We start from the raw sequence: 13,676 nt of genomic DNA on the forward strand, positions 1-13,676 counted from the left end.
AATACACAAAAGTTTGGATTGTCAATATTGTCTCAAACACTATAAAGGTATATTTAAATTATAACGAGGGTTTAAAGCTCCCTCATTTAAAATTCTAAATGTCCTTTCACAATCTCCAAAAGTCGCTCATGTATCCCTCGCCAATTTTGAGCTAAATCAACAGTACATATCTTTACATCAAATCCATGAATTTGATAGTATAAATTAATCGATTTGTGTACCTCTGGATAAAGAAGTATGCCTGTAGCTTTATTATTAGAATAATAAACATCATTATTTAGATAAGCAAAAAGTTGATAGAGGTGTGCACTATGTACTGTTTCTTTATTCCAATGTGAAGCTAAACCGTCTTTATAAAACTTTGTATCTATTATTATTTTTCTACCACCTAATCTAAGTGATATATCTGTCTTCATTATTGGAAGTAAATCAGTACTGTCTCCTTCTGCAGGCCATTGCATCATTTCACTTTTAGCAGTAGCACCTTGAATTTCTTTTCGGTAAAAGTTTTTTACGAAATTCTCAAATAGGCGCGCCACTTTCTGGTGATCTCGGGAGAAATTCTGAAACAGCTTGTTACTATCTCCTTCATGTAACAAGCTGTTTTGCAAAATAAATTGACACACATCTAGTATGAACTGATAATGTTGGTTGTTTCGATGTAATTTAATCATGTTGAAAAAACGATGATTAATTTGTATTAACGACACACTATTAAAATAAGGAAGTACCTTTTTTATTTCGTCTCGATATTGCTTTTCTACTTCTTCATTTCTAGATAAATAATACAACGTTGCTTTTATTAATTGATTATGGGGAATATCATGGGACATATCTTCTTCAAGAATGTGCATCTTACCTCTTTTATGTGAAAAAGTCTGAATTGATTCTTTGAAAAGGATTTTCCCGCGAATAATACTAGACTCTTCTTTGTTCTCCGTATACTCTTTATAAAGGCCTCTTTTAATTAATGACTTTACCTTTATTAGAAGTATTTTACTTAAGAGGTTTAATAAATCTTTCTCATCTTCATCATACACACTAATAATATCTTTCTCGTAAGGGTGATCCCAAGCATACACTAACATGTAATACAAGTTTTTGACGGGAATTCTATTGATGTCGTTGGATGAGAGCATCAACTTTCTCCTCCTGATCAAACCAATATTCTCTTAATAATGGTTCAACTTCCAACCGGACAACTCTATCAAACCACTCTTGTTCATCATTTATTTCACCCTTTGGACAAAAGTAGCTATGTCCTATTTCAAATCCTTTACCAAGATTCACATTATCATTGATAATTTCGTTGTTAACTTCTTTCATAAAAGTAATTATTTTTTCTATAAAACCATTGCTGATACCTTTTCCTTTTAAAAATGTTGCAAATGACTCTGTATGAAAACCAGGAACCAAATTAATAAAAGCAAACCGCCTACGTAATGCATAGTCAACCATAGCAAGTGATCGATCAGCAGTATTCATGGTAGCAATGATATAAACATTTTCTGGTATATAAAATTTCTCTTCCTCTGAACCATAAGCAAGTTTAATTTCATGTTCTTTCCCACGTTTATCTGCTTCCATTAACATCATGACTTCTCCAAAAATTTTAGATAAATTACCACGATTAATTTCATCGATAATGAAATAGAAATTTTCATTTGGCTCCTTCTGTGCTTTTTTACAAAAAGAGTAGAATAAACCATCTTGAAGTTGAAAATTACCATGCTCATTTGGTTTGAAGCCACGAATAAATTCTTCGTATGAATAAGATTGATGGAATTGTACAGTTTCAATGTGTTGCTGACCTTTCTTACCCATATGAAGATAAGCTAATCGCTTTGCAACAAATGTTTTACCAACACCAGGTGGTCCTTGTAATATAATGTTTTTCTTATAACACAATGACTCAATAGCATCTTCTACTTTCTCTAGATCAATAAACAAGTCAACCTTAATGTCATCAATCTTATAAGGAATAACTGTATTCCCTTCTGAGGTATAAGGTAATTTCGTTTCATTAATTTGTAATCGGTTAAATAACTGCTCAACAAATTCTTCATATGGACTAACATTTGTTAGTGTCTTCGTATTAATAGGTAAATCGGAAACCTTCCATCTCCCCGTTTTTAACCATTCCACATCTCTAAACGAATGGTGGTCTCCGTTTTCTACATCGTACTTATACTCAGAAATGACTTGTCCATATGCAATGAGTTCTTCTTTACCACGTTTTATAAAAATATAGTCGCCTACATTCATATCTCTCAGGAATTGTTCATTTGCAAGTGCATCATTTGTTGGCGAATAGTCTATGTTATGAATTTCTTTTAGTTTTTCAGTAATTTCTCTTTTATCGGTATATTTTCTTAAATCGCCAAGTTCAGACCAACCAATAGAAATTTGATTCTTTTTTTTAAAATGTTCCCAAAGTTTCCCGTTCTCTCCAGCTGCCAGTAACCAATATTTTGGTTCAACTATAGCAACTTCTTCCTCTTGAAAATCCAACTTACTTTTTTCAAAGACAAAACTAAAGAACTGATCGATCTCATAATAAATAGGTAGATCTGTTTGTCGACCAATAATTGTTTCATATTTCCTCGTAATGGCATGATCTTTTAATACACGTTGGAACTTTGTGAATTTAATTGAAAAAGTGTCACCGCGACTATAGCCTGGATCTAACCCTAACGCATTCTCCACAGCAGCTCGGTCTCTTTGATTATAAAAGCAATAGTCTTCCGGAAAGATATTACCAATCATTTCACTTACAGCGCTTGTACCAATCCCAAATAATTTATAATCTGGATTATTTAAAAATTGATCCATTCGATATTCAAGCGAATCTTCTCCGTGAACTAAATAATGAAAACTATTTTGATACTTTTCTAATGATGCATTCATATTTCCAAAAGCACGACTTCGAGCAATCGCCATCCTATAAGCATTTACATGGTCACCAATCTTCTGAAAATCTTCCCAAGTCATATTTCTAATAAAGTTTGGATCCCGGAACTGTTGAAAAAATGCATAACTTTCTTTTATGTAATTTAATTCAGTTAGAAATACATCAACTTCTTTTTTATAGAAATGAAGATACTTCTCTATCATCGGAAGTTCAACACTATTATTTAAAGCATCAGGATTATTCCAGTAATATATCAGAGACTCGTATTCTTCTTCTTTTAATTTATAGTTGGTACTCTGAGGTGCCTTAAGAATAAGTAAGTTCTTTGTTTCTGGCATTTCTTTTAATTTACTTCTTAATAACATGCCTTCTGATTCAGTTAACCTACATTCCTTAACCTTAAGTTCAACAGCTATATTGTCTTCATCAGTCTCATACGGACCATGAATCATTTCCGTTACAGCTATTACCCCACCACTATCTTTCTTGTCACCATCTGATCTCCAAATCATTACTTCATCACCAACTTTAATATCATCGACAAAATGTTTTTGTCTAATACTCCAGTCAATAACTTTACCTTTTTTTACATAATTATCGATATCATGAATGTCTGGATATTTGTCATTATTAATGGTAAATCTTTTTGGGTTTCCTTGAAAAAGCCAACTTGTCATATGTATATCCTCCTGCTTTTATCAATAGATTTATTTTAACATAATTAGGCTGTTGGATCTTAGGGATTTAGTAAATATATGGTACGAAAATAGCCTTTAATTGTATGTTTTTCTAGCTCTTCATCTATTTCTGTACTTATCATTTCATACCTTTGTTTTTGAAATACCACTAAATCTAAATTATGACGGACTCCATATTTCATCAAACCCGTTCTTAATTGAATAGTCATAAAGTAAAATGATTTTCTTATCTTTGTAATTTGTCATGTCATGCATCACATTAGCATCCTGGTTCTTATCGATCAATTCGTTATTCCTATCAATGATAGAATCAAGGAAAAACCTTTTCGGAAGCTTGTCACTTTTAGAGCCATTACACGTACTGCAGGATAGAACCAGATTCCATAGATGATCTGACTGAACAAATGACCACGGGATGAAATGATCAACATGCGTTTGCCTTTTCCCTTTAGATAAAGTCTTACCACAATAGAAACAAGTATAATTAAAATGGTTCAACAACACCTTCTCAAAAGGTTGTAAAGTTGAACGCTTGGCGATCGTTTCAACCTTTGCAAGCAGATAATTGATACTTGGTACTTCATTTAATTCCTCAATCATTTTTGCCATGTGGTAGTTAGTAAGATTTACAATTAGTCGCTGATAGTTCAACATAAAACGATGTACACATGGATTTAATTTGAAGTAATCATGCTTATGGTCAAACGCGAAAAATTTCTTATTTGTATCCCCATAAAGAGCACCAAAAACATTTTGTTTCATCGTAGTCTTTACGTCAGAAACTATTTATATCAAGGTTTCGCTATTTTATAAATGGATAAAGATTGATTAAAATTGACTTTAATCGATAAGACTTGAACCCGTTTGAACCAAGGGATGCTAGTTGAATAAACAATTTCTCTTATGATGTCTTTATATTCGTTAAACTCCAGATAATTAAATGATTAAATTAATCAATCCACAATTCTGTAAGCAAAACATCATCACTGTTAGGACGAACTGACTTTTCTTTAGGAATTTTCACAAAAACAGGAACCTGTATTGCATTCCCTGTTATTATGACCTCTCCTTTTCCAAGGCTAGGAATCATTTGAAATGAGTTTTTATCAAGAGTTGGCATAGTATTTTCTAACATCCTTAAATCATTTTCGTTTACTAAACGGTGGATCAAATAATTATGTGTTTGCGAAAGTATTGTTGGAGAGATGTCAGCTGGCCTTTGGCTAGAAAGTGTTAAATAAAATCCAAACTTTCTACCTTCTTTTATAATTTCTTCAAAGATAGACAGTCTGTAATCTTGCCAATCATCACTTATATTACGTTTTTGATCACTCAATATATTATGAGCTTCATCTATAATCAAATGCTTTGTATGTGTGATTGCCTTATCTATTAAAAGGTTCTTTTGCTCATCATAAATCATTTTAGATAGGAGCATAGGAATTAATCTTGTTATTTCCTGATTAGCTTTCACTAAAGAAATTATATTAAAGGCACTGAATTCATCGTTAATATTCTCAACTACTAATACTACTTTTTCAAGGCTATCAAATGAAGTGTTAATTCTATTAAACAAAGGATTTAAATGCTCACTGTTAACTTTTCCCCAAGCTGTCTTATAAACTTTTTGAAAATCCAAAAACATCTTTAGCTGTTTTGTTGGATTATTTTCTAGTTGCTGGAACACTTCATTCAAACCATTTGAAATTATATGTAAGTTTATTTTTCGCCAAGTTTCATCCTCGATATTACTCATTGCTCCACTGTTAATATAATTATTTTCTTTTGTTCTATAAGATTGTGTACTTGAAAAATACTCTAGCTGTTCAAGAACAACATACTGTGATGTATCTGTATAATAATTTTGGGACACTTGAATCCATTCCTGTAAACTGTTTTGATTTACAGTTCCGCCTGTTGTTAATATTCTTTTTAATAAACCTGTTACAAACTCGCCAAAATGAAAGTGCGGATTTGAAATGCATTTGTTATACGTATTCATCGCCTCTCTTAAAAATGGAACTTGTGTCCCTGGCTTTGCGTCAAATAGAACAGACAATATGTCAGCATCGAATAAATACTCCTTCGTTACTGGAATTTTATTTCCCTCGGTTGGGTTTCTTGTATTCACTTTAAAACATTTTTTACTGTCTTCGTCTATTCCGAACATATTTTTTCCAGTATATTCACCATTAAAATCCATTATATAAAACTGGGATTTCTTTATGATACTTTTCCGATATTTAGTACTCAGTAATTCAAGATACAATTTATGTAGTGTATTGGATTTTCCGCTTCCAGTATTACCAAAAATCCCTATATGCGATGCAAAAAACCTATTAATAGATAACCGAATTGGTTGACTTTCTAAAATTGATTCACCAATCAAGATTGTCTCCTCTATATTATCAACGCCATAAATAATTTTTAACTCTTCTTGAGTTGTTAGAGTTACTTCATTCCCAATCATTGGTACGTATTGACTAGTGACTTCAAAAATTTCTTCATTAATTACTCCTTTTACTTTTAAAGTGATAATACGATTAATAGAATTTTTTGCATATCGATTATCGAATTCGGCACTTTTAATCGAATTTTGTTGATCTATAATTTTCTCCGTCGAAACTGTTGCAATAATTTTAACTTCATTTTGATTAATAGTCAGAAATGCACCTATTTTAGGACCAGTCAATATGTCCCCATACCATATAAATTCAGCCTCATTAGACATATGGTACATACCAACCTGTGATACATCTCCCTCAACCCCTACAATCACACCTAACTTTTTACTATGCATTATCATCTTTGGATTCCTCCAATTTAATACCATTTAATATATTTGTCAGGTTTGGTAGAGTAAAACTAAACCACTTTTCATCATTTGCACCTTCAGTATGCTTATTAATATAAGCTTCATCAAAATCTATAGGTGTCAATATTCTAAAGTTCGGTCTTTCGTTTTCAAAATTTAAATTATCTAAGAATGTTTGCCTATCACTATCAGTAAATCCAAATACGTATACTATTAATTCGGGGTTTTGTACTGCTCGTTTAACCATTTTTGCAATGTGTTTATCTTGAAAAGAGAAACCAATAACAAATAAAACTGATTGTGGCTTATCTAACTCCATTTGAAAAATACGCAACATTTCATGAAAATGATTGTTTTCAAAAGTAGTTGATGCCTCATATCCGTCTGGTTTAACTATAACTGACTCTTTAATCACCTCATTTTTAATAACAATATTTTGATCTTGTTTTTCCCAATTTATTGATCCGTGTGGCTTTATCAACGTTATTGACGGAATTTCATTGATGTAATTATCATTTAAGCCTTTATATGAAACTGTTCTATTAAAATTGGAACTGTCTAAGTAACGATCAAAATATCCTGTAGCTCCATCATTAAATACCAACTTATACTTCTTTAAAATCTGATCCGTTGCTCTTTCAATATATAAATCATAATTGGTTGTAAAAACATTCACGTTTTTTGGTGTTTGTCGAGAATTAGACAAATTAAGTATAGAAACAATGCTCTCTATAAATTTTTGATAGTTTCCCAAAACTGTATAAACATCTTTTTCTGCCAGGTCACACTTATTATTAATTAATAATTTTTTACTAACTTCCTGAACACGTTCAAATAACTGCTCATTAGCCGACTTGTCATTTACATCACGAAATGCACCCATTAATGGAATAGCGGGTACTGATGTCCCAGATCCTAGAAGGAAATTAACTTGTTTTGTTATCGCTATTTTTCTCAATTGCTTTACAATCTCTACACTCATCCGTATATTCCCACCTCAACTATATTATCTATACTATAAAAAAGGCATCAACATTTCTGCTGATGCTTGAAATTCGTTAATTTTTTGTGAATTTGTCACTTTTATTACTCACTAAGAAACAGCACTTTCCATCATCGCTTCTTCCATTAGATGTGTCATAATAACTTCTGTCTTTACATTAAACGTTTCTTTATCATAGCTATCTGGTAATGTCTCATCTAATAATGCTTCTATCTCAAATTTAACAGCTTGTCTAGGTTGCTCGTCTTTATACCAATCAATGACATTCGTTTTACTTTGATCATTTTTAATAGACTCGTATAATTTTTTCGCAGATAACTTCACTTTCTCTTCTTCTTTTTTCGTTAACCTATCCTTTTTCAACAAGTCATATATTTCAAGCTCTTCTTCTGTCAAACCTTCTTTGACGTGACGTTCATCTTCTTTTTTCAAATTATCTACAAAATCAACCAGATCTTCGTAATAGTCTTCATTTGTCGAGTTACCGGAATTATAACGATTAATTAACTCTTTATATCGCTCTACAAAATTAATACGCGTCTTATTATCTTCTAGAAGTTTGTTCAATTTATCTTCAATAAATGATCTCAGTTCTTGAATTTCTATGTTTTTATAAGGAGACTCGTTGATCGTTTTACGAATATCATCTGTATTTATTTCTGATAAATTTAATGTTTTCATTGTTGTAACTTCGTACTTATTTTCTCCTGCATCTTCTTTAACATATTTAGATTGTACGCTTAAATCTAGGGTTCTACTAAGTGCTATTTTTGCATTGTCAATATTCTCTTCTCTAACAGAGGCTTTAATCATATCACCTAGATAAAAAATAATAGATAGATAATTATTTTTCCAATGAAATTCAAATATTTCTGGTTTGCAAGCTTCATATATGTTCTTACACAAATTCACATAAATCTTGAATTCCTCATGATACTCATCTTTATCTAATAAGATATTAGTATACTGTTGAAAGAGGTCAATCTGATCAAACGTTTCATTTCTTCGAAGTATTGCATCTAAGTTTATGTTTAGTTGATTACAAAATCCTTTTGTTTCTTGAATAACATCTTCTAATAATTTTATTTGTTCCTCAATGTTTTTTACAGGCATATTCTCATCACTATCAGGATTTGCATAATCCCCAAGAGCTTGCTTCATATATTTAAATAAGTTAAGGTAATCCACAATTAATCCAGAGTTTTTTCCTGGAAACACCCTATTAATCCGTGCAATTGTTTGCATTAATGTATGGCTTTTCATCGGTTTATCTAAATAAATAGTTGACGTATTTGGTGCGTCAAATCCCGTTAACCACATCGCGCAAACAAAAACAAGTGATAGTGGATTGTTGGGATCTTTAAAGTTATCTTCAATGTCATGCCCATTTTCATCAATGTGTTTCATACGTTCACGGTGCTTCTTAAAATCTAGTCCCTCATTTTCAAACTTTTCATCCTCATTGCCATCTTCACTAACGACTACAGCCATTTCTACTTGTTTCATATATTTAATTTGATCATTAGTTCGCTCTCGTTCTTCTCTTGAAGTGGCGTTGGAACGTTTTTTATATAATTCTTTCAGCTTCTCATTCCAGTAATAATTTACTTTGTCATACATGCGTACAGTAGTGAATTTGTCTACAGATATAACCATTGCTTTACCTAAATATCCCCTGTTAGGAAAATGTTCAACAATATCTTTTGCAACAATATTTAAACGATCATCACGTTTTAATACCTCATTCGTTTTTGAATAATGATTAGATAGTTTTTCCTCCTCTTCAGGAGTAAGATTTTCATCTTCAATAATTTCTAAATAATCATCTTCCAAAAAGTCATTCGTTAACCATACTTCAGGAACTCTTCTCGAATAATATAGAGGTACTGTTGATCCATCTTCAATTGACTGAGCAAAGTTATATTCACTCACATAATCCCCAAACCATTGATTTGTAAGACGCTTTGAACCTAACAATGGCGTTCCTGTAAATGCAATATATTGAGCATTGGGTAAACCTGACCTCATGTTTTCAGCTAATGACTTGTACTGTGTGCGATGGGCTTCATCTACAATAACAACGATATCATCACGGTCTGATAATAATGGATATGTTTTTCCTTTGTCATAGCGAAACTTTTGGATTAGCGTAAATAAAAATGGTTTATTCGTTTGTAAGTCATCTCTTAATGCTGCGCCATTTTTAGGGTTAGCAGATTCTTCTTCTGTAACCGTCTCTGTTCTTAGAAAGTTCTTATACAGTTGATCATCTAAATCTTGTCGATCAGTAACCATTAAAAATGTGAAATTCCCAGTGGTTTTTCTATTAATCTTATTAATAAACATAGCCATTGAATAAGATTTTCCACTTCCTTGAGTATGCCAAAACACACCTAGTTTACCGTTTAATTCTTTACGTTTTTTAAATGACTCGACCCCATTATTTACACCTAAGTATTGATGGTTTTTAGCCAATATTTTAATTCTTTTATTTTCAAACAGAATAAAATTCTCAACATAGTCGAGTAAAGTTTCATGCTTCAATAGATTCTCTAACAAATACTGAATACTTGTTCCGTCAGAACGTATTTGTTGACGATTTACTGTGTCGTCTTCTGTTGAACGTAACCATTCGAAAAAGTGATTGTAATTCGCTGTAAAACCGCCTATTCTTGTTTCAGATGCGTTTGATAGAACGCATAATTGATTAAAATGAAATAATTGAGGGATATCACGAATATAGTCATGTAAATTTTTATCATATGCCGTTTTTAATTTAACATCTGAATTTTTAAGCTCAATAAAAACAATAGGCAATCCATTCACAAATAAAAGTAAGTCTGGTCTGCGATGTTGCGTTTCTCCTTTAATCCACATTTGAGATACAAGTGTAAACGTATTATTAGATGCAGTATTAAAATCAATGATACGAACTGTTTCATATTGTTTTTTACCATTTTTTTCGAATTCTACATGGATCCCATTTTTCAGCTGTCTATAACGTTCATAGTTAACGACCCCAAGTTCTTTATCCGTAAAAGGACGTCTAAAGTCTTGTACAATATCTTCCAATAAATGCGTTGGTATATGTGGATTTAGATTCTGCAAACTCTCAAAAAGTACCTTTGGGAGTATTGCTTCCTGTATATTCGAGCGCCCTGTTCCATCATATTCACTTTCTAATACATTTAATGAAGAGAACACTTTATTCGCATTGATGTTTGCATTAATAAAACTATAATATTCATTTTTCGATAACATCTGAATACATGCCTGCTCAATCATATCTTCAGTAATTACCTTCCTCATATTACCCCTCCTCTATTTCACCTCAATTGTACCGTTCATTAAACGTGGTAAAAGAAGATCGCGCTGTTTTTTTAGAATTTGGTTTTTTCTTCCCAATCTTTGTTTCTCAATATATATGTTATATGTTATTTCAAAAAATCGTTTCATTAAGTCTACCGATGGCAATAAAATCTGATGATGTCTTTTAAACTTAGTGAAACCAAAATTAGATATTCCAGTTGACTGTACTTCGAAAATTGACAAGGTTTCAGTTTTGTATGCATAATTTAAATAATTATTAAAATACCATGATAGATATTTTCCATCTATTCTTATTAATTTACAAAAGCTTGCACAAATTACATCTTCATCATACATCGCCAATGTTTCATCAGTAGTATAATATGTTCTTCCTAATCTCTGATCTTTACTTCCACCTGAAGCTTCGAATATTATATCTGAAGATTGTAATCTCCTATTTCTTAATTGGCTTTCTTTATGGAATCTTAATAGATCATAATTAATTTCACCATACTTCATGATAGGTATATCAGTACCTCTGATAACATGGGCCTCTTCTGTAAAATCATCTTCTGGGGAATCTTTACCCCAGCCGCCACCAATATCAAATGATATTATGTCATCAACTTTCTTCACTTCCCATCCTTCAGGGATTCCTTTAACAAATTCTGTGTTTTCATACCCTGGAAATCTCATTCGCACAAACCATTCTTTATAAATCTCTTCCGCTGTTTGTTCTAAAACTTCAATTCTACGGTTGTTATTTTCGATTAGTTTATCGTATGTAGAAAGGACATTTGCTATTTTTTGCTGTTTCTTTATATCAGGGATTTTTATTTTTAACAAGCCGATATGATTTCTGTTTAATGTTGGAACTCCTGCTCCAGAATTAAACTGCTCTAAACCCATTGTCTGCAAAAAGTAATATATAAAATTAGTATTATTTCCTTTAGAATCTTTTACATATAAAGTTGTGTTCAATGGCCAAGCCTTTTTGTTCACAATTTGCACCTTGCCTATGGAACCCGAACGTCCCACCGTTACTACGGGGGGATCAACTTTATATTCGTTATGATAGCTACGAATATTAGTAGAAGCAATAACTGGGTAATTTCCTTCCCTGCTTTTATCATGGGGTAAGTCGTATCCCCTTTTTAAAGTAACAAAGTCTTTTAATTTGATTGTTTTCCACTCACTCATACTCAATCACCAAACTAGCCAAATTCTTTTCAATCTGTTCTTCCACGTATTTTGCTTCTTCATTTAATTGTTTGAATTCATCATTTAAACCTGATAGTTTTTCCTTATACTCATCCGCTGTCATACCATCATCTTCAATGACAACACCGACATATCTACCAGGATTTAATGAATAGTCTTGATCGATAATTCCATCTTCACTATCAAGCTTAGCCACTTTACATAAACCGATGACATCTTGATATATGCCATCGGGAAAACGTTCTAGTAACCAATCAACTTGTTTTTGAAAATATTTCTTATCTTCTTTTGAGTCTGCATTATCTCTACTAGTTTCATATTCTTTAATAAGTGAATAAAAACTTTCACTATCTTCTTCATATAAACGGTTAATAATTGCTAAATTCTTTATTTGCTCATCAGAAAACTCTCTTAATGCACGATCAACTTGAGTAAATATATTGCGTGCATCAATAAATAATATTTCATCTTTCTTTTTCTTTTGTTTATCAAAGAACCATAATGTAGCTGGTAAAGTAACTGTACTAAACATATTAGATGGAAGTGCAACCATTTGAGAAACAATGCCATCTTCTATTAATGCTTTACGGATTTCCTTTTCGCTATGTGCTGCATCTGAAGCAGAGTTTGCCATAACGAGTGATGCTTTTCCTGTTTCATTTAATGCAGTGGCAAATTGATTAATCCATAAGTAATTTCCATTTGGTACTTTTGGCTTTTTACCTTTAGTTTGAGGTACACCATATGTATTAAATCTTTTTTGATCCTTTACTAAATCTAATTCAACATTGTCAACATTAAATGGTGGATTTGCTAACACATAATCAAAATTTTCAAATGAATCATATGGATCAGCATAATATGAGTTTGCCTCAGTTACTTCTCCACGGATATTATTTAAAAATAAGTTCATTTTTGCTAGTTTAACCGTTTCACCAGTGCGTTCTACTCCATACGCTCTTAGATTTAAAGGTGTTCCACCATTCTTTACTTTATGTTCTTGAGCATAATGAGCTGTTTGAACAAACATACCACCAGAACCACAAGCAGGGTCTAACACCTTGCCCTCCATTGGTTGTAAAACCTCAACCATATAACGAACGACAGTTCTTGGTGTATAGAACTCCCCTCCACCTTGGCCTTCAGCTAATGCAAAGTTACCTAAAAAGTATTCATAGACTTCGCCAAAGATATCATTTTGGGAATCTGTTGGAATGTCATTAAAGTTTCTCAGTAGTCTGTTTAAAATTTTGTTGTTATCCTCAGCATTTAAATTATGATAGTTATCTTTTGGTAATACGCCTACAAATTCTGGAGAATATTCTTCTATACCTTCCATTGCATCCTTGATTTTATTGGAAATATCTTCTTCTTCATTTAAATTAAGTAAATATGAAAAACGTGATTGTTCAGGTAAGTAAAATCCACATTTTTCAATTGCAATTTCTTCAATTGTTTTTTCACGTCTTCCACCTTTTAATGATTCATACTCTTTCATAATTTCATCTTCATATTGGTCATATTTTGCATCTGCGAACTTTAAAAAAATTAATCCAAGTACGGGAATTGAGTAAGATGAAGCTTTTAAACCTGAATTTGCCCGTAATTCATCCGCGGTATTCCATAAGTTTTTCTTTAAGTTATTTAGTCTATCTCGATTCAATGTAATTCCTCCTGAAGTCTATACTGATATGTCACTTGATTTAATATTTTAATCTC

General features: G+C 31.8%; 8 protein-coding genes. All 8 read right to left on the bottom strand.

From position 1 onward, the window contains the following. Window positions 1-86: 86 nt before the first annotated feature. The 8 genes from HP569_RS01605 to HP569_RS01640 all read right to left on the bottom strand — a co-directional run bounded on the left by HP569_RS01605 (window position 87) and on the right by HP569_RS01640 (window position 13,620). Window positions 87-1,139, bottom strand: coding sequence for a 5-methylcytosine restriction system specificity protein McrC (locus tag HP569_RS01605; RefSeq protein WP_182199327.1), 1,053 nt, complete (start codon window positions 1,137-1,139; stop codon window positions 87-89). Next, entirely contained in the window at window positions 1,114-3,588 is a 2,475-nt protein-coding gene (locus tag HP569_RS01610; protein ID WP_182199328.1) for an AAA family ATPase, read from the bottom strand. Before HP569_RS01610 ends, HP569_RS01605 begins: the two co-directional genes overlap by 26 nt. A 180-nt stretch (window positions 3,589-3,768) precedes the next feature. After that, window positions 3,769-4,371, bottom strand: a complete 603-nt coding sequence (locus HP569_RS01615; protein ID WP_182199329.1) for an HNH endonuclease domain-containing protein — start codon at window positions 4,369-4,371, stop codon at window positions 3,769-3,771. Window positions 4,372-4,558: 187 nt separating this feature from the next. Beyond that, on the bottom strand, window positions 4,559-6,415 hold the full coding sequence (locus HP569_RS01620; RefSeq protein ID WP_182199330.1) for an ATP-binding protein: 1,857 nt from the start codon (window positions 6,413-6,415) through the stop codon (window positions 4,559-4,561). Then, window positions 6,402-7,406: an SIR2 family protein gene (locus tag HP569_RS01625; protein ID WP_182199331.1), complete on the bottom strand. Its 1,005-nt coding sequence runs from the start codon at window positions 7,404-7,406 to the stop codon at window positions 6,402-6,404. The genes HP569_RS01620 and HP569_RS01625 overlap by 14 nt, the downstream gene beginning before the upstream one ends. Window positions 7,407-7,517: 111 nt before the next feature. Continuing rightward, window positions 7,518-10,736, bottom strand: coding sequence for a type I restriction endonuclease subunit R (locus HP569_RS01630; RefSeq protein ID WP_182199332.1), 3,219 nt, complete (start codon window positions 10,734-10,736; stop codon window positions 7,518-7,520). Window positions 10,737-10,748: 12 nt separating this feature from the next. After that, complete coding sequence (locus tag HP569_RS01635; RefSeq protein WP_182199333.1) at window positions 10,749-11,936, bottom strand: restriction endonuclease subunit S; 1,188 nt, start codon at window positions 11,934-11,936, stop codon at window positions 10,749-10,751. After that, window positions 11,929-13,620, bottom strand: coding sequence for a class I SAM-dependent DNA methyltransferase (locus tag HP569_RS01640; RefSeq protein WP_182199334.1), 1,692 nt, complete (start codon window positions 13,618-13,620; stop codon window positions 11,929-11,931). The genes HP569_RS01635 and HP569_RS01640 overlap by 8 nt, the downstream gene beginning before the upstream one ends. Window positions 13,621-13,676 lie beyond the last annotated feature (56 nt).

Source organism: Paraliobacillus salinarum (assembly GCF_014083865.1).
Classification (GTDB): domain Bacteria; phylum Bacillota; class Bacilli; order Bacillales; family Amphibacillaceae; genus Paraliobacillus; species Paraliobacillus salinarum.

Coding starts and splice junctions, on each gene's coding strand:
- HP569_RS01605 (WP_182199327.1), bottom strand. CDS start 1,139: ATGCTCTCATCCAACGACATCAATAGAATTCCCGTCAAAAACTTGTAT.
- HP569_RS01610 (WP_182199328.1), bottom strand. CDS start 3,588: ATGACAAGTTGGCTTTTTCAAGGAAACCCAAAAAGATTTACCATTAAT.
- HP569_RS01615 (WP_182199329.1), bottom strand. CDS start 4,371: ATGAAACAAAATGTTTTTGGTGCTCTTTATGGGGATACAAATAAGAAA.
- HP569_RS01620 (WP_182199330.1), bottom strand. CDS start 6,415: ATGATAATGCATAGTAAAAAGTTAGGTGTGATTGTAGGGGTTGAGGGA.
- HP569_RS01625 (WP_182199331.1), bottom strand. CDS start 7,406: ATGAGTGTAGAGATTGTAAAGCAATTGAGAAAAATAGCGATAACAAAA.
- HP569_RS01630 (WP_182199332.1), bottom strand. CDS start 10,736: ATGAGGAAGGTAATTACTGAAGATATGATTGAGCAGGCATGTATTCAG.
- HP569_RS01635 (WP_182199333.1), bottom strand. CDS start 11,936: ATGAGTGAGTGGAAAACAATCAAATTAAAAGACTTTGTTACTTTAAAA.